The organism is Rheinheimera gaetbuli, from assembly GCF_054781935.1.
In genome coordinates this window covers 744041-769866 of sequence record NZ_BAAGTL010000008.1, presented here as the reverse complement: position 1 = coordinate 769866, position 25826 = coordinate 744041, and the positions used below count along the sequence as shown (strand labels likewise).

Below are 25826 nucleotides of genomic sequence, written 5' to 3'. Positions count from 1 at the left end.
GATCGCCTGATTGCGATGACATTTTCTTCATTTAATACCGCGCTAGTATACTCTGTAACCGGAGCTAAAAGATAGTTCAGTCAAATGCGAACTTAAGCTAAAAATAATCTGTGGCATAAAAAAAGGGGCTCAAAGCCCCCTTTTTACAAAAATCAATTAACGGCGTAAACCTAAACGCTCAATCAGAGTAGCGTAACGGCTCTGATCTTTACCTTTTAAGTAGTCCAGTAATTTACGACGCTGACTAACCATACGCAGCAGACCGCGACGTGAGTGGAAGTCATGCTTGTGCTCGGCAAAGTGGCCTTGCAGGTGGTTAATAGACGCAGTTAACAGGGCAACCTGTACTTCTGGTGAACCTGTGTCGCCTTGCTTTACAGCATAATCAGCAACAATTTTTGCTTTTACAGCAGCGCTTAAAGACATATTTAGCTCCAAATCTGAGTGAACTAGGGTAAGGGTATCGCCGATCACTCATCCAGCAGACCCCAAAAAATCCGCAGTATCATAGCATTTTTTCGCCATTTTACAAGGCGTTTCTATGCCAGGCTATTGTACGGCAGCAGTATTAAGCAAACGGCGCGAACTAAGTACACCTTGTTCTATCTGGCCGACGCCAAAGAAGCTATCGTCCGGACCATGCAGTTTAATGGCAGCAACATCTGCTGTACCAACCTGACAATGCTGACCATGTTGTAAACGGTGTTGCTCCTGCTCAGTCAGCAGCAGTTTAGGCATGTTAACAATGCCTGCATCCAGCGGCAGCAGCAGAGCATCCATTGCGCTAAAGTTATTGGCGGCATGACATTGCTCTGCCAGTGCATCCAGCTGCGCCGGCGCAATCATTTGTTCTGCCACAAAGGGACCTACATGAGTACGGTGCAAAGCACCGACATGGGCGCCACACCCAAGCGCCTCACCTAAATCGTCAATCAGAGTGCGGATATAGGTGCCTTTACTACAATGCACAATAAAATCGGCCGTTGCGCCGTCGAACTTAAGCAGCTCAAAGCGAAAGATGCTTATTGGCCTGGCCTCGCGTGGTACGGTAATACCCTGTCTGGCATAACGGTATAATGGCTGGCCCTGATACTTTAGCGCTGAAAACATCGTCGGTACTTGCAAAATATCACCGCGAAACGTGGTTAACGCCTGTTCCAGTTCAGTCTGACTGAATTGCACCGGCTTTTCACTTATTACTTCGCCTTCTGCATCACTGGTGCTGGTACGCACGCCAAAAACCGCCGTTACCAGATAAGTTTTATCGGTGTCTAACAAGAACTGGCTAAACTTGGTGGCTTCACCAAAACAAATTGGCAGTAAGCCGGAAGCCATCGGGTCCAACGCACCGGTATGGCCGGCTTTTTGTGCCTGATAAAGCCAGCGTACCCGCTGTAAAATTCCGTTGCTACTAACTTCCAGCGGTTTGTCCAGCAGTAAGATGCCGTTAACAGCACGGGCGTTTTTCCGCGCCATTAGTTTATCGGCTCGTCACTATTGTTTACATCTGCAGCATCGTCAGCAGCAACATCATCCAGTGCCTGACCAGACTCCAGACGGCGCCGATCATCTTCGGCCCGCGCCGTGCTAACCAGTGTTGCCATGCGGATCCCTTCGTTTAATGACTCATCAAACACAAAGCGGATATGCGGTACGATACGCGCTTGAATACGCTTACCTATAAGGCTACGCACAAAGCCGGAGGCATCATTCAGGATCTTAAGGTTGTCTTCAACCTTTTCATCGGCCAGGCCTAAAAAGGTAACAAATACCTTAGCATGTGACAGGTCGCGTGACACTTCGACATCCGACACCGTGATCATACTGTGCAGACGCGGATCTTTAATTTCGCGTTGCAGGATCACCGCCATTTCTTTTTTCATTTGCTGCGACAGTCTGTCGACGCGTGAGAATTCTTTCATAGCTCTATTTCCATTGTCTGTTGCAGACAAAACAGGGGCCCAAGGCCCCTGTTTTATTGTTACGTAGCCTGTTACAGGGTGCGTTCAACCTGTATTACTTCGAACACTTCGATTTGGTCGCCTTCGCGCACATCGTTGTAGTTCTTCACGCCGATACCACATTCGAAGCCGTTACGTACTTCGCTAACATCGTCTTTAAAGCGACGCAGCGATTCCAGTTCGCCTTCGAAAATCACCACGTTGTCACGCAATACGCGGATAGGTGCGTTACGTTTGATCACACCTTCCGTTACCATACAGCCGGCTACTGCGCCAAATTTAGGTGAACGGAATACATCACGCACCTGCGCCAGACCAATGATCTGCTGTTTAAACTCTGGTGCTAACATGCCGGTCATTGCAGCGCGAACTTCATCTAACAGCTCGTAAATGATGCCGTAGTAACGTAAGTCCAGGCCTTCGTCTTCTACCAGCTTACGTGCAGTGCCGTCGGCACGTACGTTAAAGCCGATCACAATTGCCGATGAAGCTGCAGCCAGAGTAACGTCGGTTTCAGTAATACCACCTACGCCACTGCCGACAATTTTCACTTTCACTTCGTCAGTTGACAGTTTCATCAGAGACTCAGTAATAGCTTCAACTGAACCTTGCACGTCCGCTTTAAGCACGATGTTCAACTCAGACACATCGCCCTCAGTCATGTTGGCAAACATATTTTCCAACTTAGACTTCTGCTGGCGAGCCAGTTTAATATCACGGAATTTACCCTGACGGTACAATGCTACTTCACGCGCTTTACGCTCGTCTTTAACCACTGTCACTTCGTCACCGGCTTGCGGTACGCCAGATAAACCTAAGATTTCTACCGGAATAGACGGGCCAGCAGTTTTTACTTCTTTACCGTTTTCGTCACGCATTGCCCGTACGCGGCCGTACTCAAAACCACAGAGTACAATCTCGCCTTGCTTTAACGTGCCTTCCTGTACCAGGATAGAGGCAACCGGGCCACGCCCTTTATCTAAGCGTGATTCAATAACCACACCACGAGCCAGACCTTGCTTCACCGCTTTTAGCTCAAGCAATTCAGACTGGTTCAGAATAGCTTCAAGTAAGTCGTCAATGCCCATGCCTGATTTCGCCGACACTGGCACAAACTGCACATCACCGCCCCACTCTTCAGAGATAACATCGTACTGAGACAGCTCGTTGCGCACGCGCTCCGGATCGGCTTCTGGCTTATCCATTTTGTTAACAGCAACCACTAACGGCACACCAGCTGCTTTAGCATGCTGAATCGCTTCTTTAGTTTGCGGCATTACACCATCATCGGCGGCAACAACCAGAATAACAATATCGGTAGCCTTAGCACCGCGGGCACGCATAGAAGTAAAGGCAGCGTGGCCAGGTGTATCGAGGAAAGTTACCATACCGCGATCAGTATCAACGTGGTAAGCACCGATATGCTGAGTAATACCGCCGGCTTCGCCTGCTGCTACCTTAGCTTTACGGATGTAGTCCAGTAACGAGGTTTTACCATGGTCAACATGGCCCATTACCGTAACAACCGGCGCACGTGGTTCAAGCTCACCTTCGCCCTGGCGATCAGACATTACTGCTTCTTCCAGCTCATTTTCTTTGGTAAGAGTAAACTTATGGCCCATCTCTTCACAAACAATAGCTGCCGTTTCCTGATCAATCACCTGATTAATGGTCGCCATGGCGCCCATTTTCATCATTGCCTTAATCACTTCAGAGGCTTTCACCGCCATCTTAGCGGCTAATTCTGCCACCGTAATGGTTTCACCAATTTTTACTTCGCGCTCAACAGGCTGGGCTGGCTTATTAAAGCCATGCTGCATGCTAGTAGGCGTTTTCTTCTTTTTGGCATGACGATTAGCGCGGTTAAACGCCTCTTTGTCATTAGCGTCGTCTTTCTTTTTGCCTTTAACAACAGGCGCTTTTTTACCAGTACCACGACGACCAGCGCGCTCTTCTTTAGCGTCTACTTCGTCTTCTGCTTGCTTAGCAAACTCGTTACTGGTCAGGTGATAGTCATCAGTGTCAGCTGGCTTGGCTTTTTCTTCCTGTGCCCAACGTTCACTGTTTTCTTCTGCTAATTTACGCGCAGCCTCTGCCTGCTTGGCAGCTTCTTCTTCCAGCTTACGCAGTGCTTCAGCTTCTTGCTGTTGACGAATACGATCGGCTTCTTTACGCGCTTCTTCTTTAGCTGCACGACGCGCGGCTTCTTCCGGATCATCTTTTAACAGCTGAGCCTGCTTGGCTTCTTCGCGACGTTTTGCTTCAACCGCTTTACGCTCAGCTTCTTCTTTCGCTTTAGCTGCAGCAATTTCTTTCGCTTTACGCTCAGCTTCTACGCGGGCTTGTTGCGCATCTGCATTAGCTTTTTCTTCAGCCAGGCGCGCGTCTTCCTGCGCTTTTAACGTTGCTTCATCAACCAATGGCTTTTTAACATAGGTTTTTTGCTTACGTACTTCTACCTGTATTTCACGGTTACGCCCTGCACCGCCAGACACACTAAGCGTGGTCTTTTCTTTACGCTTCAATGTTAACCGTGAAGGCTCCGCTGCTTTGCCGCCATGCTGAGCGCTTAAATGCTCCAGCAAGGACTTCTTCTCATCTTCACTGACTACCTGACCGGCTGTTTTACTGATACCGGCATCAGCGAATTGCTGCACTAACCGTTCAACAGTAGTACCGACATCACTGGCTAGCTTTTCTATAGTGACTTCTGCCATTTGTGTTGTTACCTCCGTTGACTACTTATTTTCTTCGCTAAACCAAACGATGTTACGGGCTGCCATAATCAAGTCGGCGGCTTGTTGTTCCGACATTGTGGCAATTTCCAATAAATCATCGACACCCAGCTCTGCCAGGTCGTCTAACGTTGTTACCCCTTTGCTGGCCAGTACATAGGCCATGTGGGTATCTAATCCTTCCAGCGCTAACAGCGCTTCGCTTGGCTGCGCGTCTTCCAGCGATTCTTCACTGGCCAGAGCGCGGGTGGTCAATACCGCTTTAGCACGACCACGCAGTTCTTCTACTGTCGCTTCGTCCAAACCATCGATGCTTAACAGCTCACTGATCGGGACATAAGCAATTTCTTCCAGTGTGGCAAAACCCTCGTCTACCAACACGTCGGCGAAATCTTCGTCAATTTCCAACGCATCAACAAATACCTGGCGTACCTTAGCGGTTTCTTCCTGATGTTTTTGTTTCATCGCCGACACTGACATCACGTTTAGCTCCCAGCCGGTAAGCTGACTAGCCAAACGCACGTTTTGACCGTTACGGCCAATTGCCATCGCAAGGTTGGCATCTTCTACCGCGATATCCATTGAATGGGCATCTTCATCAACGATGATAGAAGCCACTTCGGCCGGAGCCATGGCATTGATAACAAACTGGGCGTCGTTATCGTCATACAACACGATATCAACCCGCTCGCCAGCCAGCTCGTTAGAGACGGCCTGTACCCGAGAACCACGCATACCTACGCAAGCACCGACAGGGTCAATACGACGATCATTGCTCTTCACTGCGATTTTAGCGCGTGCACCCGGGTCACGGGCCGCACCACGCAGCTCAATCATTTCTTCGCCAATTTCCGGCACTTCAATACGGAACAATTCCAGCAGCATTTCAGGCCGCGAACGGCTTAAAAACAGCTGGGCGCCACGTGCTTCCGGTTTAACTTCAAACAATAAAGCGCGAATACGGTCGCCCGGGCGATAAGTTTCACGCGGTAACATTTCATCGCGGCCCAACATCGCTTCTGCATTGTTACCCAAGTCAACAATAATGCTGTCGCGGTTAGCTTTTTTAACCACACCGGTAACCAGCTCACCCACCTGGTCGATATAGGCTTCTACTACCTGAGAGCGCTCAGCTTCACGCACTTTTTGTACGATAACCTGTTTCGCCATTTGCGTAGTAATACGATCAAACTCGATAGAGTCAATTTGTTCTTCGTAGTAATCGCCAACCTGAACAGAAGGCTCATCATACTGCGCAGCAGATAATGTCATCTCGCGGTACGGATGTTCCTGCACCTGATCATCCGGAATAACCTGCCAGCGACGGAAGGTTTCGTAAGAGCCGGTTTTACGGTCAATGCTAACTCGAACTTCAATATCGCCTTCATTTTTCTTTTTAGTGGCTGCCGCCAACGCAAATTCAAGCGCCTGGAAGATTTTCTCCCGCGGTACTGATTTTTCGTTTGAAACCGCATCAACAACTAATAATATTTCTTTTGCCATTGTTTGTTGCCTCGCTTTGCCCCGATACCTTAAAAAACTGGTACCACGTTTGCTTTATCTACATTATCAATCAGCAAACAAAAGGGTTTGCCATCTACTTCCACTATCAACATATCGTCTTCAATAGCTGTTAGTACGCCTTTAAACTTACGCCGGCCATCTTGTGGAATAGCCAGTTTTACTTCAATTTTTTGCCCAACTACAGCAGCAAAATGCTCTGCGTTAAACAGTGGCCGAGCAAGGCCGGGTGACGACACCTCTAACAGGTACTCGTTAGTAATAGGATCTTCCACATCTAAAATAGCACTGACCTCACGGCTAACAGTGGCGCAGTCATCAACGTTAACGCCATCGGCGTGGTCAATATACAAACGCAATGTTGAATGACGACCAGCCTGTACCAGTTCCAGCCCCAATAATTCAAAGCCAACAGCTTCAACAGTGGGCAGCAATAGCTCTGTCAGTTTCTGTTCTTGCTTGTTCAACACGACCTCCGGAAAAGCTGCTTTGTCTGGTTTGTTATCATCAAAAGTGGCAACAGCAGCAAATAAAAAAAGGGCGTTTAGCCCAATACTGCGTAAATCTAAGTCTGCAGATACGAAAACGCCCCGAACTAGCGGGGCGAATGGGCATCCAATCAACTAACATATCGCCAATGTTAATTGAAATTCTAATCACTTCATCAGAAGTTGGTTGCGGGAGCCGGATTTCAGACCTTCGCCCTGCAGTTATAAAGAGGAGCCCGTAGGGGACTACCTATAACTACTTAACCATTAGATTTGGTTGCGGGAGCCGGATTTGAACCGACGACCTTCGGGTTATGAGCCCGACGAGCTACCAGGCTGCTCCATCCCGCGTCCGTAATTGGCGCTTATTATATAGCGCTGACTGGTTTATCGCAAGCTTTGCCTTGGCTAACTATTGATATATTTGGTGCCGAGAGCGGGACTTGAACCCGCACGTCCGAAGACACTACCCCCTCAAGATAGCGTGTCTACCAATTTCACCACCTCGGCTAAATTAAGCGGATTAGTTACCTACAGGAATATCACTAACAGTGTCTTTTTTCTGTTCAACTTGTTCGGTAACAGGCACCGACAAATCTTGCCACTCGTCAACTTTTTTGCTTTGCCCGGCACTGTAGTTACCCAGTATGATGCTTATCACAAAAAACACTGTTGCCAATACTGTGGTTGTCTTAGTAAGGAAATTACCCGTACCAGACGAGCCAAACACTGTCGCTGAAGCACCTGCACCGAACGCAGCACCCATATCAGCACCTTTACCGTGCTGAATTAACACCAGGCCAATCAGCGCCAGTGCCACTAACAAATACACTACAATTAAAATCTCGTACATGCTTATTCCTTTGCACTGCTACAAATTTGCGCAAACTCTGCCGGTTTCAGGCTGGCACCGCCAACCAAAGCACCATCTATGTCAGCTTGAGCGAACAATGCAGCACAGTTCTCTGCATTAACACTGCCGCCATATAACAATTTAACCCCTACTGCCGCCTCGGCATCAAATTTTGCCATATGCTGACGGATAAAAGCGTGTGTTTGCTGAGCCTGCTCTGGTGTGGCAGATTCGCCGGTACCAATAGCCCAAACCGGCTCGTAAGCAATCACTGATTTCGCAAGTAATTCGGGCTGCGAAGCATACACTGCATCAAGTTGCCGTGCAATAACCTGCTGCGTTTTTTCTTGCTGGCGTTGCTCTTGCGTTTCACCAACACAGAGTATTGGCGTCAAACCTGATGCAACTGCGCGTGCCAGTTTTGCGGCAATGAGTTCATCTGATTCAGCGTTGAAGCTACGCCGCTCTGAGTGACCAACAATAACGAAGGTCGCTCCAGCTTCCAGTAACAATGTCGCGCTAAGTTCGCCGGTAAAAGCGCCACTGACTTCATGGCTCAGCGTCTGACCGCCCAGAGCAAAGTTCAATTGCGTATCAAAGCGACTCAACAAAGTCGCAGGCGGGCAAATCAGCACTTGTATCTGTTCAGTTACGGCACCAGCCAGCGCTGTTGTTATTTCCTCAACCAAAGCGGCCGAACCGTTCATTTTCCAGTTGGCGGCGATTAGTGGAGTGCGTTGCATACTGATGCTTCCTATTGTAAGTCCGGCGCGATATTAACTAACCACGCCGATGCAAACAAGTAAAAATGGCGCGACTGAACAATCAACTGGCTATTTTTACCGCAGCAGCTATGCGTTCTGCATATTGGCGCACCTGAGTTTCATCTTGCCCTTCTACCATTACACGAATTAATGGTTCGGTGCCGCTCTTGCGTATCAATACCCTGCCGCTACCATTTAACTCTGCTTCCACTTCGGCGATAACCTGTTTCACGTGCTGCTTTTCCAGTGGCGCGGTGCCTTTTTCAAATTTAACGTTAACCAGCACCTGCGGCAGTTTATGCATCCCCTGGCTAAACTGTGCCAGACTCATACCCGCTTCAATCATCGCTGTAAGCACTTGCAATGAGGCAATAATGCCATCACCAGTACAGGTGTGATCTAAATTCAACACATGGCCTGAGTTTTCCCCGCCGATACGCCAATTCTTTTCGCGCAGCAACTCCATGACGTAACGATCACCGACGGCACTGCGTGCAAACGGAATATCAAGTTCTTTTAACGCTAATTCCAGCCCCAGATTACTCATCAAGGTGCCCACCACACCCCCTTGCAGTTTGTTCTGCACTTTGGCCGCACGGGCAATAATGTAAACAATTTCATCACCGTCGATGACGCGGCCGTTGTGGTCTATCAGCATAACGCGGTCACCATCGCCATCGTAAGCAATACCTAAATCAGCTTTTTGCTCTACTACGGTTTTTTGCAATAACTCGGTATGCGTAGCACCACAATGGTCGTTAATATTAAAGCCATCCGGCGTGGCAGCAACAACAGTTACCGTAGCGCCCAGCTCTTTAAACACGGCTGGGGCTATGTGATAAGTCGCACCATGAGCACAATCTACAACAATATTCAGCCCTTTTAATGACATATGATTAGGTAAATGGCTCTTACAAAATTCAATATAACGCCCTGCAGCATCGTCAATGCGGGTGGCTTTGCCAAGTTTTTCTGACGGTTGGCACAGCATAGGTTGCTCTAGCTCATGCTCAATCGCCAGCTCTACTTCATCTGGCAACTTAGTACCGTCGGCAGAGAAAAATTTAATACCATTGTCATAGTAAGGATTATGTGAGGCACTAATGACAATACCCGCTTCAGCACGAAAGGTACGTGTTAAATAAGCAACCGCCGGTGTTGGCATCGGGCCCAGTAAGCGCACATCTATCCCAGCAGCTATCAGGCCAGCTTCCAGTGCGGTTTCCAATAAATAGCCTGAAATACGTGTATCCTTACCAATTAACACTTTACGCGTACCACGCTGCGACAACACCCGGCCAGCTGCCCAACCTAATTTCATCGCAAACTCCGGCGTGATAGGAAAGTCACCTACCCGGCCGCGTACACCGTCTGTGCCAAAATATTTTCTGCTCATCCTGCTACTCCATACTGCATCGCCATCACTACCTTGACGGCTTGCACGGTTTCTTTAACATCATGCACCCGAATAATGCGAGCGCCTTTCAAGGCTGCAATAGTAGCGCAGGCCAGACTGCCTGCCAAACGCTCGCTGACAGGAATATTGAATAATTGTCCAATCATAGATTTACGCGACATCCCAGCTAACAGCGGGTACCCCTGCTGAGCCATCCCGTCAAGCTGTGCCAGCAATTGATAGTTGTGGCTAAGGTTCTTACCAAAGCCAAAGCCCGGGTCAAGTATAATATGTTCTCTAAGAACACCGGCCTGTTCGCACTCGGTAGCACGCTGCAGTAAAAACTGCATAACTTCCTGCGCGACATGCTGATATTGTGGTGCTTCTTGCATAACACGCGGCGTGCCTTGCATATGCATTAAACAAACAGGCACTCTGGCAGCGGCCGCAACTTGCAATGCCCCATTTTCCTGCAATGCCCGCACGTCATTAATAATATCAGCGCCGGCAGCAATAGCTGCTGACATTACCATCGCTTTGCTGCTATCAACTGAGATCACGCAATCAAAGCGCTGACGAATAGCAGCAATAACCGGCACAACACGGTTTAACTCCTCCTGTACTCTGACATCTGCCGCGCCAGGCCGGGTTGATTCACCGCCGATGTCCAGAATAAGCGCGCCATCTTGCAACATTTGCTCAGCCTGATATAAAGCGGCATCAAGCTGGGTATATTGTCCACCATCAGAGAACGAGTCTGGGGTTACGTTTAAAATACCCATTACTACCGGTTGGGATAAGTCAAGTTGGCGCTGACGGGGTAAAGACAACAACATAAAAACTCCTGCGATGACAGGTAAAATACCACCACTAAAAATAAACCCCGGCAGAACCGGGGCTTTATTGACTGACTTGATCAGATGTTAGTGTAAATTGCCTTCACTAGGTTTGGTAGCCGTTACGCTCTCATCTTTGCTGGCTTTAGCATCCGGTTTATCATCTGAACCGTTTTTATCACGTGGCTCCCAGTTCTCTGGTTGACGCACTTCACGCCGGGCCATTAAATCATCGATTTGTTTTGCATCTATGGTTTCATATTTCATCAACGCATCTTTCATCGCGTGTAATATGTCCATGTTTTCTTCAATTAGTTGTTTCGCTCTGTCGTAGTTACGGTCAATAAACTGACGAATTTCCGCATCTATGGCTTTCACCGTATCTTCAGACATGTGCTTATTTTTGCTTACTGACCGGCCGAGGAAAACTTCGCCCTCTTCATCGGCATACAATAGCGGCCCTAGTTTCTCTGAGAATCCCCACTGGGTTACCATTTTACGCGCTAAGTCGGTGGCACGTTCAATGTCGTTCGATGCACCGGTAGTCACAGACTCAAAACCGTAGATCACCTCCTCTGCGATTCGACCACCGAATAATGAACTGATCATGCTTTCGAGCAGACGCTTACTGTGTGATACACGATCACGTTCCGGTAAGTACATAGTGACACCAAGTGCGCGTCCGCGAGGAATAATACTAACTTTGTAAACCGGATCATGGTCCGGAACCAGACGCCCCACAATAGCATGGCCGGCTTCGTGGTAAGCCGTCATCTCTTTTTCTTTCTCTGTCATCACCATTGAACGACGTTCAGCACCCATCATGATCTTGTCTTTGGCTTTTTCAAATTCATCCATCGACACTACACGCCTGTTACTACGGGCAGCAAATAATGCAGCTTCGTTTACCAGATTAGCTAGGTCTGCACCAGAAAAGCCGGGCGTGCCGCGTGCAATAACTGACGGCTCAACACCTTCAGCTAATGGTACTTTACGCATATGCACTTTAAGAATCTGCTCGCGACCTTTTACATCTGGTAAACCTACCACAACCTGACGATCAAAACGGCCTGGACGCAATAATGCGGGGTCCAGAACATCCGGGCGGTTAGTTGCTGCAATAACGATAATACCTTCGTTACCATCAAAGCCATCCATCTCAACCAGCATCTGGTTTAATGTTTGCTCACGCTCATCATGGCCACCGCCTAAACCAGCACCACGTTGGCGGCCAACTGCATCAATCTCGTCGATAAAGATAATACAAGGCGCGGCTTTTTTTGCCTGCTCAAACATGTCACGTACCCGCGAGGCACCAACACCGACGAACATTTCGACAAAATCAGACCCGGAAATAGTAAAAAACGGCACCTTGGCTTCACCAGCAATAGCTTTAGCCAGTAAGGTTTTACCAGTACCCGGTGGGCCCACCATCAAAATACCCTTAGGAATTTTACCGCCCAGTTTTTGAAAGCGTGATGGATCGCGCAAATAATCTACCAGCTCTGAAACTTCTTCCTTAGCTTCGTCACAACCTGCGACATCAGCAAAAGTCGTTTTAATCTGATCTTCACCCATCAGACGCGCTTTGCTCTTGCCGAATGACATGGCACCTTTGCCGCCACCGCCCTGCATCTGGCGCATAAAGAATATCCATACACCAATCAACAACAGCATTGGGAACCAGGAAATGAAAATGGTAGTAAGCCAACTACTTTCTTCCGGCTTGCTGCCATAAGAGCTGACTTCGTTTTTAATTAAGTCATCCAACAGCTTTTCATCATAGCCAGTTGGAATAACCGTTTCAAAACGCTCGCCACTGCGCTTCACACCAGTAATTACGCCAGTACGTTCCACTTTAACTTCGCGGATCTGGCCCTGATTTACCTCTTTGATAAACTGGGTGTAACTGGTTTGTCGATCGGCGCTTTCACCGGGACCAAAGCTGTTGAACACCGACATTAATACAACGGCGATCACTAACCAGACAATCAGATTCTTTGCCATGTCACTCAAGGTTATAACCTCTTCATACCGAAAATAAGATAAATATCCGTCTACTTTACTAGACTTTAAAGCCCATCGCCACGATATATGTCTCACTGGAACGGGCGCGGGACGAATCTGGCTTACGGATCTTCACAACACCAAAGGCCGCACGCACATCTTTTACATACTGTTCAAAGCCTTCACCCTGAAATACTTTGACCACAAAACTGCCATTTTGCTTCAACACTTTGTGACACATATCAAGCGCAAGCTCAACCAAATACATCGATCGTGCCTGATCAGTCGTGTCATTACCACTCATATTTGGCGCCATATCCGACAGTACTACATCTACGTTCTGACCACCAATCCGGCTCAGTAATGCTTCTAAAACGGCCTCATCACGAAAATCGCCTTGTAAAAAACTGACACCATTTATTGCGTCCATCGGCAAAATATCACAAGCGATAATAGTACCGTTGTCACCCACCTGGCCAACACAAAACTGTGACCAACTACCTGGTGCAGAGCCCAAATCAACTACTGTCATGCCAGTTTTTATCAGTTTGTCTTTCTGATTAATTTCTTCCAGCTTAAAAGCCGCGCGCGAACGCAGCCCGAGCTTTTGTGCTTTTTGCACAAAGTGATCATCAAAATGCTCTTTCAGCCAGCGGGTTGAACTGGCCGAGCGCTTTTTCTTGGTCATGCTGTCACTCTTGATTAGTGTTATGTGTTAGATGGCGCTACAATAACGCAAATTCAAGCGTTATCTGCGGAAATAAGTATTTTATGAGTTTAACTAACAAACAGAAACAATTTTTAAAAGCTAAAGCCCACGAGCTAAAACCGGTGGTGTTACTGGGTAGTAACGGCCTGACTGAAGGCGTCGTTGCCGAGATAGACAATGCACTTAACTTTCATGAATTAATTAAAGTGAAAGTACCAACCGAAGATCGCGAGCAAAAGGTTCTGATCATGGATGCGATTATTCGCGAAACTAAAGCTGATAAAGTGCAGGTTATCGGCAAAACTCTGGTGTTGTTCCGTCAGGGCGAGGATAAAAAAATCATCCTGCCACGCGGGTAATCGTCTGTTGATAATAAAAAAGCGCCTTTTGGCGCTTTTTTACGTTTAACATGGTTACAAATACTGCACTGCCGTGATCTCAAACTCTACCACGCCTTTTGGCGTGGTAATGTTAACCACATCATCCGCCACCTTACCGATTAAACCACGCGCGATAGGTGAATTAACCGAAATAAGGTTATTTTTTATATCGGCTTCATCGTCACCAACAATACGGTAAGTCACTTCTTCCTCTGAATCCAGATTCAGAATAGTCACAGTGCTACCGAAAATAACCTTACCGGTATTGGGTAACTTGCTGATATCAATAATCTGCGCATTAGACAGCTTGGCTTCAATATCCTGAATGCGGCCTTCACAGAACCCCTGTTGTTCACGGGCAGCGTGGTATTCCGCATTTTCTTTCAAATCGCCGTGTTCACGCGCAGTTGCAATGGCCTGGATAATCGCCGGCCGTTTCACTGATTTTAATTCATGCAGCTCAGCGCGCAAACGTTCTGCGCCCTGCACTGTCATCGGGATTGCACTCATCCGTTTACTCTCTTATGTAGTTCCTGCACTGATGCTACGCTGTCAAACGCGCTGGCGGCGTTTGATTTCACGGTAGCAAAGGCGGCATTTAACGTAGTGGTGTAGTTAGCTTTATATTGCAAGGCACCACGGCGTATTACTTTAGAATCTTCAATGGCTTGGCGACCATCAGTGGTATTAACAATATAGCTATATTCACTGTTTTTAATACGGTCCAGAATATGTGGCCGGCCTTCAGACACCTTGTTTACTGTACGGCAAACCACACCTGCAGCTTCCAGTGCCTTAGCGGTACCGCCTGTAGCATCCAGCTCAAAGCCTTTAACTACCATTAGTTTCGCCAGTTCAACTACGCGCACTTTATCGCTGTCACGCACCGAAAGCAAGGCACGGCCGCCGGTCGGAATTAAGGTACTGGCGCCTAACTGGCCTTTGGCGAACGCTTGCTCAAAGGTATCGCCCACGCCCATCACTTCACCGGTAGAACGCATCTCAGGGCCCAAAATAGGATCGACACCCGGGAATTTGTTGAACGGGATCACTACTTCTTTTACTGAGAAAAACGGCGGAATAATTTCTTTGGTAATACCTTGTGCAGCCAATGATTTGCCGGCCATACAACGCGCGCCCACTTTGGCAACTGCTACACCCGTTGCTTTAGACACAAACGGCACAGTGCGGGCAGCCCGCGGGTTTACTTCTATTAAATATACTTCGTTATCTTTTACCGCAAACTGGGTGTTCATCAGGCCCACTACGCCCAGTTCCAGCGCCAGCTTTTTAACTTGCTCACGCATCACATCCTGAATTTCTTTGCTCAGGCTGTGTGGTGGTAAAGAACAAGCGGAGTCACCGGAGTGCACGCCGGCTTGCTCAATGTGTTCCATAATGCCACCAATGACCACTTCCTTACCATCACAGATAGCGTCGATATCAACTTCAATCGCATCGTCAAGGAAGTTATCCAATAGCACCGGTGAGTCGTTCGATACACTTACCGCATCGGTCATATAACGACGTAGGTCTTGCTCGTCGTAAACGATTTCCATGGCACGGCCGCCCAGTACGTAAGACGGACGCACTACCATTGGGAAACCGATTTCCGGTGCCTTGGCAATGGCTTCTTCCATGCTGGTTACAGTGGCGTTTTTCGGCTGTTTTAAGCCCAAACGCTCAACTGCCTGTTGAAAACGCTCCCGGTCTTCCGCACGGTCAATGGCGTCCGGAGAAGTACCTATAATTGGCACCCCATTGGCTTCCAGAGCGCGGGCTAATTTCAGTGGCGTTTGACCACCGTATTGCACGATAACGCCTTTAGGCTGCTCTTTACGTACGATTTCAAGCACATCTTCCAGCGTAATGGGCTCGAAGTACAAACGGTCTGAAGTGTCGTAATCGGTGGACACCGTTTCAGGGTTACAGTTCACCATAATGGTTTCAAAGCCGTCTTCACGCAGCGCCAGTGACGCGTGCACACAGCAGTAATCGAATTCGATACCCTGACCTATACGGTTCGGGCCGCCGCCGATAATCATAATTTTATCGCGGTTGGTAGGAGCCGCTTCACACTCTTCATCATAGCTGCTGTACATATAAGCGGTATCAGAAGCAAATTCTGCCGCACAGGTATCTACCCGTTTGTAAACCGGATGAATATTGAAGCTGTAGCGCTTTTTACGCACTTCGTTTTCACTGACACCCAACACATCGGCGATACGTTTATCAGCAAAGCCTTTGCGTTTTAAGCGCTTTATCCGCGCTTCGTCCAGCGCAACAAAACCGTCTTTGCTAAGCGCCAGCTCTTCTTTTACCAGATCTTCAATTTGTACCAGGAACCAGCGGTCGATATTGGTTAAGCTGAAAATGTCATCCATGCTCATGCCAAGGCGGAACGCATCGGCAATGTACCAAATACGGTGTGAACCGGGCTCTTTTAATTCGCGGATAATTTTATCTTTGCTTTCCGGCAAGCTGATATCAATGACCGGATCAAGGCCGCAAACGCCAATTTCAAGGCTGCGCAGCGCTTTTTGTAACGATTCCTGCTGGTTACGGCCGATGGACATCACCTCACCCACCGACTTCATCTGGGTGGTTAAGCGATCATTGGCGCCGGCGAATTTTTCAAAGTTAAAGCGCGGTATCTTAGTTACCACGTAATCAATGCTGGGCTCAAACGACGCCGGGGTTTTACCGCCGGTAATATCGTTAGCCAGCTCATCCAGCGTATAACCAATCGCCAGCTTGGCAGCCACTTTAGCGATTGGAAAGCCGGTTGCTTTAGACGCCAGTGCAGATGAGCGCGACACGCGCGGGTTCATCTCGATAATAACCATGCGGCCATCAACCGGGTTGATACCAAACTGTACGTTCGAGCCACCGGTTTCCACACCTATTTCACGCAGCACCGCCAAAGAGGCATTACGCATGATTTGATATTCTTTGTCAGTCAGGGTTTGCGCCGGCGCTACAGTGATAGAGTCGCCGGTGTGCACACCCATAGGATCGAAGTTTTCAATGGCACAAACGATAATGCAGTTATCGTTTTTATCGCGCACCACTTCCATTTCGTATTCTTTCCAACCAATTAACGACTCGTCAATCAGCAATTCTTTGGTTGGAGATAAGTCCAGACCGCGGGTACAAATTTCTTCAAACTCTTCGCGGTTATACGCAATACCACCACCCGAGCCGCCCATAGTGAACGACGGCCGGATAATGCACGGAAAACCGATATCATCCAGCACCTGGTAAGCTTCGTCTAATGAGTGGGCAAAACCCGCGCGCGGACAAGCCAGGCCGATAGAGCGCATGGCTTTATCAAAACGACCACGGTCTTCAGCTTTGTCGATAGCATCGGCGGTGGCGCCTATCATCTCAACGTTATATTTCGCCAGTACGCCATGGCGTTCTAAATCCAGCGCACAGTTTAGCGCAGTCTGGCCGCCCATGGTGGGCAACACAGCACAAGGCCGCTCTTTTTCAATGATTTTTTCCACAACCTGCCAGTGGATCGGCTCGATGTAGGTGGCGTCGGCCATTTCCGGATCGGTCATAATGGTGGCCGGGTTAGAGTTCACCAGAATAACGCGGTAGCCTTCTTCTTTTAATGCTTTACAGGCCTGAGCGCCTGAGTAGTCAAATTCGCAGGCCTGGCCAATCACAATGGGGCCGGCGCCTAAAATCAGAATGCTGTTTAAATCTGTACGTTTTGGCATTGCAGTAACTCTCCGTAATTCTGTTCGCTTAGGCTTTGGCTTGTTGCATCAGCGCAATAAAGTGGTCAAACAGCTCTGACGCCTCATGCGGGCCCGGGCTGGCTTCAGGATGGCCCTGGAAGCTGAATGCCGGTTTATCGGTACGGTGTATGCCTTGTAACGTGCCGTCAAACAACGATTTATGGGTAGCGCGTAAATTAGCCGGTAAGCTCTCTTCATCAACAGCAAAGCCGTGATTCTGCGCAGTAATTAGTACCCGCTTAGTGTCGATGTTTTGCACCGGGTGGTTACCACCGTGGTGGCCATGGCCCATCTTCACTGTTTTAGCACCGCTGGCCAGCGCCAGTAACTGGTGACCTAAACAAATACCAAACAGCGGAATATCAGTTTCAAGGAAGCGTGTAATCGCCTCGATAGCGTAAGTGCAAGGTGCCGGGTCGCCCGGGCCATTGGATAAAAAGATGCCGTCCGGTTGCATGGCCAGTACTTCACTGGCCGGCGTTTGTGCCGGTACTACCGTCAGCTTGCAGCCGCGATCTGCCAACATACGCAGAATATTGCGTTTTACACCAAAGTCATAGGCTACCACATGAAACTGCTGCGGTGCTGCAGCACGATGGCCTTCGCCCAGCGCCCAGCTGCCTTCAGTCCACTGGTAAGCCTTTTTAACGGTAACTTCTTTCGCTAAGTCCATGCCTGACAAGCCCGGGAAGCCTTTGGCCAGTTGCAGGGCTTTGGCTTCGTCTGGGTTGTCGCCGGCGATAATGCAGCCATTTTGCGCACCTTTTTCGCGCAAAATGCGGGTTAACTTGCGGGTATCGATATCGGCGATGCCGAGAATATTATGTTGTGTTAAATACTGACTAAGAGAGAGTTGGTTACGGAAATTACTGGCAAGGAGTGGCAGGTCGCGGATGATCAGGCCTCTGGCCCAAATTTGTCCGGATTCTTCATCCTCGGTATTAGTACCGGTATTGCCAATGTGTGGATAAGTAAGAGTAACGATTTGTTCTGCGTATGAGGGATCAGTCAGTATTTCCTGATACCCGGTCATGGAAGTGTTAAACACCACTTCCCCTACAGAAACTCCTTCAGCGCCAATGGCTGTACCGCGAAATACGGTGCCGTCTTCCAGTACGAGCAGGGCGGACTTAGTCAAGATAACCTCCAAACAGCAAAAAACGGGCGAAAACCTGACACTGTTTTACAACCCGTTTTGACCCAAAATGTGATACCCGATTTGCCTTAGGCAAACCTGACTATTTTAGGCGATTGAAGGGCATTTAGCTATGCTTTTTTTGAATTTTATTACAAATGGCACCTTTAACCTGTTTTTAAGCTTAATAGCGCAAAAAGTTAGCTTAATTCTGCCAAACCTAACACTTGTTGCATAGAATAAAGTCCTGGCTGTTTATTTTGCAACCACAGAGCAGCACGCAGTGCGCCTTGGGCAAAGGTGTTACGGCTGGATGCTTTGTGAGTAATTTCCAGCCTTTCGCCTAAATCGGCAAATAAGGCGGTGTGGTCGCCAATAATGTCACCGCCACGTACGGTAGCAAAGCCTATAGTTTGCTGCTCACGCTCGCCGGTAATGCCCTCACGGCCATATACAGCAACCTTCGCTAAATCACGGCCCAGCGCTTTAGCAATACTGGTACCGATAGCCATGGCCGTGCCCGACGGCGCATCTTTTTTAAAGCGGTGATGCGCTTCAATAATTTCAATATCCGCCGTTTGCCCCATCACTTTGGCGGTAGTTTGTACCAAGTACAGCAACAGGTTTACGCCCACGCTCATATTCGGCGCCCAGACAATCGGAATATGCTGACTAGCTTGTTGAACTTGCTGGTATTGCGCATCGGTTAAGCCGGTAACACCTATTACCATGGCTTTTTTCGCCGCTACCGCCAACGACAAGTGCGTCAGCATGGCATCCGGCATGGTGAAATCAATCCAGATATCGGCGTTGTTTATGCTGTCGCTGCCGGTAATGCTAAGTGGCAGGCCCAATTTACCGACACCGGCCAGTTCACCGGCGTCAACGCCGACAAGATCAGAACCGGCACGCACAGTAGCCGCAGTAAGATTTAGCTGCTGTTCTTTAGCAACAGTAATTAACGCACGGCCCATGCGGCCGTTAGCGCCAAAAATTCCGATAGATGGCATACAAAAGCTCTGCATAAAAATAACAATGGCGGCTATTAGAGCAAAAGCCGCCCGTAGGGGGAAGTAAAATAGCCATCTTTACAGCTAAAAATCAGCAAGGCAGCAGTAAACTGTGTCAGGCGCTGTCGCCACGTAACAACCTTACTTGCCGCTCCAGTTCCGCCGCACTGGCTTGCGGTGGCGACACAGACGGGCTTGCTATTAGCTGCACTTTCGACCAAAAACGGCCTTTAAACTTAAAGGCGCCATTACCATGATGGCTGAAGAACGAGCCCCACAAGCCCTGTAATGCCATTGGCACTACCGGCACCGGTGTCTCAACCAGAATGCGTTCAACGCCGGGCCGAAAGCTGTCAATCTCACCGTCTTTGGTTAAGCGCCCTTCTGGGAAGATGCACACCAGATTACCCTGCTCAAGCTCACGCTTAATAGCCGCAAAAGCCGCTTCATACACCGCTTCATTTTTCTGCTTTGAGCAAATAGGAATGGTGCGCGCCGCTTTAAACAGCCAATTGGCTACCGGCAAATCATATATCGCCTTCTCCATCACAAAACGCACCGGCCGGCGCACTGCACCGGCAATCAGCAACGCATCGACATAGCTTACATGGTTAGCGACCAACACCGCTGCGCCATCGTCCGGAATATGTTCCAGCCCTTTGCTGCGCACTCTGTACATAGTATGACTTAGCAGATAAATAACAAACCGCAGGGCAAACTCCGGCACCTGACTGTATACATACAACGCCACCACCGCATTCATGATTGCCAGGATTAAAAAATACTCCGGTATCGCTAAATCAAGCAGCGTTAAAAACACGATACCGGCAATCGCGCTTACCACCATAAACAGCGCATTAAAGATATTATTAGCGGCAATCACCCGCGCCCGTTGCTGTGGCTCCGCACGCTGTTGTAACAATGCATACAGCGGCACAATAAATAAGCCGCCAAATACGCCGATTAATATCAGATCTATCAGCACCCACCAGCCAAATGCCGTGGCTAAAAACTGAGGCAGGTTAAGCAGCTCTGCCGGAAGTGCTGCCGGGCTGCTGAAAAACAAACTGACGCCAAACACCGTTAAGCCAGCAGAGCCAATCGGTACTATGCCAAGCTCTACTCTGTCGCCGGATAAACGCTCACACAGCATAGAGCCGATACCCACACCAACGGAAAATGCCACCAACAGCGCCGTTACCACAGTGTTGTTACCACCGAGCACAGTCTTGGTAAAATTGGGAAACTGGGTTAAGTAGCTGGCGCCCAAAAACCAAAACCAGCTAATGGCCATAATAGATAAATACAAGGTACGGTTGGCGTAACTAATGCTGATAGTCGCCTTAGTTTGTTGCCAGGGGGCAAAGCGAAAATTATCGGCGTTGTGCACTTCGCCCACGGCCGGAATATGCCGGCTTATCAGATAACCCAGCACAGAAAACAGCAATACTACGCCAGCAATCCACAGCAGCGCATCAGCTAGCCCGACCAATAAACCACCGGTAATGGTGCCGAGTAAAATAGCCACAAAGGTGCCCATTTCAACCCAGGCATTGCCGGCCAGCAGCTCTTTATCGGTTAACAGCTGCGGTAAAATAGCGTATTTTACCGGGCCAAAAAACGCCGACTGGCTACCCATTAAAAACAGCAACCCCAGCAACATCAGATACTGCTGAAAATAAAACGCCAGGCCAGCCAACAGCATCAGACCGATTTCCAGCAGCTTTAATGCGCGGATCAGTTTGGTTTTACACACTGCATCAGCCAGGGTGCCGGCAGTAGCCGAAAACAATAAAAACGGCAGAATAAACAAGCCGGCAGCCAGGTTCATGGTTAAATCGGTATCCCACGGCAACGCATTCGCCGCAGTAAAGGCCAACATTAACATCAGTGCATTTTTAAACACGTTGTCATTAAAAGCGCCGCTGGCCTGAGTAAGAAAAAATGGCAAAAAACGTTTACTGCTGATTAAGCGCTGTTGCGACATAGTCACTCCATCGGAAAAACAGATACTAATAAATAGGTTGCCAGCATAATCAACTCAGGTAGCTTATACCAGAGCAGAAAACCGGCTGATGAAATTGACAAGCCGTCTAGCCATCTATATATTGCGCAACCATTGCGGCTGTCGCGCAGCCGGGGCTTTTATAAGGTATAAGCTATGAACGATATTACGCAGGCGCCAGTGGGTGCCAGGCGCTCGTTATTACCATTACTGTTTTTTGTCTCGCTGTTTCTCGGCACCGGCTTGTATTTGCAAAGCCAGGGGGTGGCCTATGCGTTTTATCAGCTACCTGGCCATGTTGCCATTATTCCGGCGTTGATCCTGGCTATTTTGCTGCATAAAGCGCCGTTGCAGCAGTCAATTGACGTGATGATAAAAGGCGCCGGTAATAGCAACATTATTACCATGTGTATTATCTACTTGCTGGCTGGCGCCTTTGCCAGTGTTGCTACCGCTACCGGCGGTGTCGATGCCGCGGTCAATGCCGGCTTAAGCCTGGTGCCCGCGGCATGGGTATTGCCTGGCTTATTTATCATTGCAGCGCTAGTATCTACGGCTATGGGCACGTCTATGGGCACCATAGGCGCCTTAGCGCCTATTGCCGTCGGTCTGGCTAATCAGGCAGGGCTGGATCAGGCATTAGTGGCAGGTGTACTGCTCAGTGGCGCCATGTTCGGTGATAACTTATCTATTATCTCAGATACTACCATTGCCTCTACCCGTACCCAGGGCGCACAGATGGCAGACAAATTTCGCGAAAACATCAAAATTGCCCTGCCGGCTGCCGGATTAACATTGCTGTTGTATGTGTTGCTGGCGACTGAAGGCGCACCGGTTACCATTGAGCAGGTAAACTGGAGCGGCGTACTGCCTTATGCAGCTATTTTGCTGCTGGCTGTTGCTGGATTAAATGTGTTTGTGGTGCTGCTGCTAGGCATAGTGCTAACCGCTGTACAGGGGGCTTTATTTGCCGACTATGCCATTGCAAATTTGGGTAAAGACATCGCCAGTGGTTTTGCCAGCGTGCAGGAGATATTTCTGCTTGCCATGCTGGTAAGTGCATTAAGTGAATTTATTAAGCAACAAGGTGGTTTACAGTGGATCGCGGGTAAAATTCAGCAGTTTGCTAATGGCCTGAAACTGGCAGGCAACAAAGCCCAACAACTTGCGATAGCGGCACTGGCGTTTAGCAGCAACCTGTGTATTGCTAATAATACTGTGGCAATAGTATTAACCGGTGACGTAGCCAAAACACTGGCACAGCAGCATCACATTGCGCCGCGGCGCAGTGCAAGCTTGCTGGATATTTTTGCCTGTATCAGCCAGGGGTTAGTGCCTTATGGTGCTCAGGCGCTGCTGCTCGGCGCCAGCTTTGGCATATCGCCATGGCAGGTGGTAACACAAAGCTATTACTGTCTGATATTGCTGCTGGTCGCTATTACAATCATTATCACCCGACCTAGCCGCTATAAGTAACACAGGCGGTATATAGCCTTAACGCCTGAGCAAAGATAACGGTTTAGCCAGCATATGGTACAGTAAAACAGACCAGCGCATTTTCAGACGGTGCCCTCTGATAAACCAAAGCGCTTTACACACTGCTGGCAACACACCGTTATCTTGCAAAGTTGAAATGAAACAGCGACAAAGCAGACGTTGCGGTGCTGCTACAGCAGCCTGCTTCAGGTAATCTGTGGCTGAGTCAGATGGGAAGAGCTGTGTCAAAACATAAATCACATTTGTCACAGCTTGTGCTGCCCCTATTTTTATCGCCTGTTCTGATAGAGACACCAGTAAGCCCTGCTCAGCCAACATACTAAATTGATCATTAAGATCAATAATGTCTTTTAGACTGCGATGCGTTTCTTCCTGCCAGAACAAATGCACAGCAGCATGGACAAACAGATGCTCTGGGCACGGTGCTTTGAAGCCTGAACCTGGAATAGCAACAGCCTGTTCAAATAAGGTTGAGATATTCAGTTGCCTGGCCGAAGCTGGCGGGAAAATATGGTGGTGTAAGTCAATCACACTGTCCCGCTCAAAGTGGTGTAAGGGTGGCTGCTGATGCGACCAGCGTAGGTAATACTGTCGGTCATACTCCGCCATTTCGGGCTCATAGAAACCACAAAAAAACAGCTTGTTTTTAACGCTGGCAACAGACCCAACTGGTACCAGTATGTCAATGTCAGAAAACAGCCTGCCATGACTCACCGGTAACGCCAAAGCCCGGTATGCTGCACCTTTAAGCAATAAACAGGGGCAATCAAGTTGTTGTAGCATGGGCTCAAGTTGCTGTAACTCATAAAACAGCGAATGCTGTTGTTTGGCAGCATATTTTGCCCCTGATTGCAGCTGGCGGCGAACCTGAAACGGAGCCTGCTCGAGCTGGCCGCTTTGCTGTAGTTTAAAATAAGCTTTTGCCAACAAGCCATGTTTACGTAGTTCTGCCAACAACCCGGTCCAATCAGCCGCTGAGGCTTGTTTGCAATAATGGCCAGGCGCTTGAAAGAACGTCAGCAGCTGTGATGTCACTTTAACTGCTCCAACAATGAAAGCATTTCGTCGGTATCGGCGTACTGTAATTGCATGAGTTTTACACTGCGTACTAGGCGGCTAAGTGCTTTAAACCCTTCAGCACCCAACACAGAATAGTTAAAGGAGTTCTGTATCAAACGCAATATACCCTGCTCAACGGCAATTGGCTCAAACACAGTATGCGGCAATGTACTGCTGTATTGCGGAAATATAATATGGCTGGCATAACAAGGTGTATTGTCACCCCGCCAACTAGCCTCGGAGGGTAACAGATAACCAACAGTCCCCTTAATTGTATTTTTAATTTGCAGTCGTAATGGCGCATCAGGATAGCGCTGAGCAACAACACTAAGCGATTGATTTTTTAAACTAACAGGCCGAACGCAGGGTACAATCATTCCCGTTTCGATATCCACCAGGCAGCATTCGTCAGACAATAAACGCCAACCCTGCAACATTAATATGGCACTTAGGGTACTTTTTCCGGAACCAGGTTCAGCCGGAAACACCAGGGTTAAATCGCCCTTTTGCACCACGGCAGCATGAAAAGACAGATAATAATGCTGAAAAGAAGCAACACTCCAGTTAAACGCCCATTCGAAAATCGCCGGTAAATGCGCTTGCTCCGCCATACGAAAATGCTCAGAAGCCGAGCCAACCAAATAATCTCCAACCAGACCAGCCCAACGGCGTTTTACATGGAGGTCAAAATCATAAACAAAGTTAGCGTTAATGGGGCCAAAGACATCTGCCGGATATAGTTGTTTTATCGCTTCATATAAATAACGCGAAGAATTAGTGACTGCGACGGAGAATGGCTGGCAATGAATAGCAAAGTTAAAAGCACTCATTCTGCGGGTTCAGTGCTCTTTAATACATCAGCTTTAGCAGCCAAGGTAGTATCATGGCTTACTGGATCGAACAACAATACATAGGTTGTCGCAATATCCTTATTGACAACATCGAACTCGCTATGGATATAACCAGCAGCTGCGGTATCACACCACAGCAACCAGTCGGCATAGCTTGAAGTTACATCAGGACACATCGAGTTTAATAACTGCAAAGTTAACAAAGCCAAATCAATAGTTTAAATACAGCTTAATACCCATTTACATAGAAAGCTACTAACCTGATTAAGTCTGTTCTGGCTTGGCCACTTGCATTCTTATAGGCTGATACAAAATCACCAGGTAAAGGGAATTCCCCAACCCTGTGTACTACCTTTTCCATATACAATGCATACAGAAAACAGTAACTGATGTTGCGTTCAAAATTGCTAGGGGCGTCGTTGATACATCTACTCAGTTTTCTGGTTCTACTGCCGCCAAATACGTCATTAAACCTGGTGTCCTGATGTATCTCTGTGCCATTAAACTTGTGCACAGTATGCGAGGTTTTTTTAAAACAACCATAAGGACTACCGAAATAATCAACATCACATATTTTATGTGATATGTGCTCTTTGCATTTTTTTCCGCTTTGCGCGGTCATAGACGCAATTTGTGACGCTGTCGCACTTAACCCGCAGTTTAAAGTATCCGAGCCCCAAGTTGCACGACTTTTAAATGACATCAACAGCGGCACACTGGCAAAACCCGCTTTAACTAAGAAGTCTCTGCGGCTGCCACTATCCTGTTTTATTTCCTTATTGTCATCCATTTCCATAGCAGTTTCCCAAAGCAAATAATGTAGTAACTAATTACAGTTTGCCTAATGCAAAAATCGCTCCATCAAAGCAA

23 protein-coding genes and 2 tRNA genes are annotated in these 25826 nt (G+C 48.4%); 2 read left to right on the top strand and 23 right to left on the bottom strand.

The features are described 5' to 3' along the window. Window positions 1–156: 156 nt before the first annotated feature. The 14 genes from rpsO to rlmE form a co-directional block, all read right to left on the bottom strand. Complete coding sequence (gene rpsO / locus ACYVIC_RS10390) at window positions 157–426, bottom strand: 30S ribosomal protein S15 (RefSeq protein WP_335735193.1); 270 nt, start codon at window positions 424–426, stop codon at window positions 157–159. A 123-nt stretch (window positions 427–549) separates the two neighbouring features. Continuing rightward, a complete protein-coding gene (gene truB / locus ACYVIC_RS10385; RefSeq protein ID WP_460859671.1) occupies window positions 550–1476 on the bottom strand; it encodes a tRNA pseudouridine(55) synthase TruB in 927 nt (308 codons plus the stop codon). Beyond that, entirely contained in the window at window positions 1476–1922 is a 447-nt protein-coding gene (gene rbfA, locus ACYVIC_RS10380) for a 30S ribosome-binding factor RbfA (protein WP_460859669.1), read from the bottom strand. The genes truB and rbfA overlap by 1 nt, the downstream gene beginning before the upstream one ends. 71 nt (window positions 1923–1993) lie before the next feature. Further along, complete coding sequence (gene infB, locus ACYVIC_RS10375) at window positions 1994–4678, bottom strand: translation initiation factor IF-2 (protein ID WP_460859666.1); 2685 nt, start codon at window positions 4676–4678, stop codon at window positions 1994–1996. Window positions 4679–4699: 21 nt separating this feature from the next. After that, window positions 4700–6199 (bottom strand): transcription termination factor NusA, encoded by a 1500-nt coding sequence (gene nusA / locus ACYVIC_RS10370; RefSeq protein ID WP_460859665.1) that lies wholly within the window; start codon window positions 6197–6199, stop codon window positions 4700–4702. Window positions 6200–6228: 29 nt separating this feature from the next. Further along, a complete protein-coding gene (gene rimP, locus ACYVIC_RS10365; RefSeq protein WP_460859663.1) occupies window positions 6229–6687 on the bottom strand; it encodes a ribosome maturation factor RimP in 459 nt (152 codons plus the stop codon). Window positions 6688–6979: 292 nt separating this feature from the next. Further along, window positions 6980–7056 (bottom strand) — tRNA-Met (locus tag ACYVIC_RS10360). Window positions 7057–7130: 74 nt separating this feature from the next. Continuing rightward, window positions 7131–7215: transfer RNA gene (locus tag ACYVIC_RS10355), tRNA-Leu, on the bottom strand. Window positions 7216–7228: 13 nt separating this feature from the next. Beyond that, window positions 7229–7558, bottom strand: a complete 330-nt coding sequence (gene secG / locus ACYVIC_RS10350; protein WP_460859661.1) for a preprotein translocase subunit SecG — start codon at window positions 7556–7558, stop codon at window positions 7229–7231. A 2-nt stretch (window positions 7559–7560) separates the two neighbouring features. Continuing rightward, the gene (gene tpiA, locus ACYVIC_RS10345; RefSeq protein WP_460859660.1) at window positions 7561–8301 is read right to left on the bottom strand and encodes a triose-phosphate isomerase; all 741 of its coding nucleotides are present in this window, start codon (window positions 8299–8301) and stop codon (window positions 7561–7563) included. Between the two features lie 82 nt (window positions 8302–8383). Next, the gene (gene glmM / locus ACYVIC_RS10340; RefSeq protein ID WP_460859658.1) at window positions 8384–9718 is read right to left on the bottom strand and encodes a phosphoglucosamine mutase; all 1335 of its coding nucleotides are present in this window, start codon (window positions 9716–9718) and stop codon (window positions 8384–8386) included. After that, window positions 9715–10554 (bottom strand): dihydropteroate synthase, encoded by an 840-nt coding sequence (folP, locus tag ACYVIC_RS10335; RefSeq protein ID WP_460859656.1) that lies wholly within the window; start codon window positions 10552–10554, stop codon window positions 9715–9717. The genes glmM and folP overlap by 4 nt, the downstream gene beginning before the upstream one ends. Before the next feature lie 87 nt (window positions 10555–10641). Beyond that, window positions 10642–12561, bottom strand: coding sequence for an ATP-dependent zinc metalloprotease FtsH (ftsH, locus tag ACYVIC_RS10330; RefSeq protein WP_460859654.1), 1920 nt, complete (start codon window positions 12559–12561; stop codon window positions 10642–10644). Window positions 12562–12619: 58 nt separating this feature from the next. Continuing rightward, window positions 12620–13249, bottom strand: coding sequence for a 23S rRNA (uridine(2552)-2'-O)-methyltransferase RlmE (gene rlmE, locus ACYVIC_RS10325; protein WP_460859652.1), 630 nt, complete (start codon window positions 13247–13249; stop codon window positions 12620–12622). 83 nt (window positions 13250–13332) lie between these two features. On the opposite strand from rlmE, the gene yhbY reads away from it, so the two are divergent. Further along, window positions 13333–13629 carry a ribosome assembly RNA-binding protein YhbY gene (gene yhbY, locus ACYVIC_RS10320; protein WP_460859650.1) on the top strand — a complete coding sequence of 99 codons (297 nt, stop codon included), beginning with the start codon at window positions 13333–13335 and terminating at the stop codon, window positions 13627–13629. Window positions 13630–13683: 54 nt separating this feature from the next. On the opposite strand, the gene greA is transcribed toward yhbY, so the two are convergent. The 5 genes from greA to ACYVIC_RS10295 all read right to left on the bottom strand — a co-directional run bounded on the left by greA (window position 13684) and on the right by ACYVIC_RS10295 (window position 21531). Next, window positions 13684–14160, bottom strand: a complete 477-nt coding sequence (greA, locus tag ACYVIC_RS10315) for a transcription elongation factor GreA (protein WP_460859649.1) — start codon at window positions 14158–14160, stop codon at window positions 13684–13686. Next, window positions 14157–17378, bottom strand: coding sequence for a carbamoyl-phosphate synthase large subunit (gene carB, locus ACYVIC_RS10310; protein ID WP_460859647.1), 3222 nt, complete (start codon window positions 17376–17378; stop codon window positions 14157–14159). Before carB ends, greA begins: the two co-directional genes overlap by 4 nt. 28 nt (window positions 17379–17406) lie before the next feature. Then, a complete protein-coding gene (carA, locus tag ACYVIC_RS10305) occupies window positions 17407–18537 on the bottom strand; it encodes a glutamine-hydrolyzing carbamoyl-phosphate synthase small subunit (RefSeq protein ID WP_460859646.1) in 1131 nt (376 codons plus the stop codon). A 197-nt stretch (window positions 18538–18734) separates the two neighbouring features. Beyond that, window positions 18735–19544 (bottom strand): 4-hydroxy-tetrahydrodipicolinate reductase, encoded by an 810-nt coding sequence (gene dapB / locus ACYVIC_RS10300; RefSeq protein WP_460859643.1) that lies wholly within the window; start codon window positions 19542–19544, stop codon window positions 18735–18737. A 115-nt stretch (window positions 19545–19659) separates the two neighbouring features. Further along, on the bottom strand, window positions 19660–21531 hold the full coding sequence (locus tag ACYVIC_RS10295) for an MFS transporter (RefSeq protein ID WP_460859642.1): 1872 nt from the start codon (window positions 21529–21531) through the stop codon (window positions 19660–19662). 174 nt (window positions 21532–21705) lie between these two features. On the opposite strand from ACYVIC_RS10295, the gene ACYVIC_RS10290 reads away from it, so the two are divergent. Then, on the top strand, window positions 21706–23025 hold the full coding sequence (locus ACYVIC_RS10290; RefSeq protein ID WP_460859640.1) for a Na+/H+ antiporter NhaC family protein: 1320 nt from the start codon (window positions 21706–21708) through the stop codon (window positions 23023–23025). Window positions 23026–23043: 18 nt separating this feature from the next. Here ACYVIC_RS10290 and ACYVIC_RS10285 read toward each other — a convergent pair whose 3' ends face one another. Genes ACYVIC_RS10285 through ACYVIC_RS10270 form a run of 4 tightly spaced genes read right to left on the bottom strand, consistent with a single transcriptional unit; the run spans window position 23044 to window position 25752 of the window. Beyond that, on the bottom strand, window positions 23044–24081 hold the full coding sequence (locus tag ACYVIC_RS10285; protein ID WP_460859638.1) for a nucleotidyltransferase domain-containing protein: 1038 nt from the start codon (window positions 24079–24081) through the stop codon (window positions 23044–23046). Next, entirely contained in the window at window positions 24078–24935 is an 858-nt protein-coding gene (locus ACYVIC_RS10280; RefSeq protein WP_460859636.1) for an HprK-related kinase A, read from the bottom strand. The genes ACYVIC_RS10285 and ACYVIC_RS10280 overlap by 4 nt, the downstream gene beginning before the upstream one ends. Continuing rightward, window positions 24932–25150 (bottom strand): hypothetical protein, encoded by a 219-nt coding sequence (locus ACYVIC_RS10275; RefSeq protein ID WP_460859633.1) that lies wholly within the window; start codon window positions 25148–25150, stop codon window positions 24932–24934. Before ACYVIC_RS10275 ends, ACYVIC_RS10280 begins: the two co-directional genes overlap by 4 nt. A gap of 35 nt (window positions 25151–25185) precedes the next feature. Then, window positions 25186–25752, bottom strand: coding sequence for a hypothetical protein (locus ACYVIC_RS10270; RefSeq protein ID WP_460859631.1), 567 nt, complete (start codon window positions 25750–25752; stop codon window positions 25186–25188). Window positions 25753–25826 lie beyond the last annotated feature (74 nt).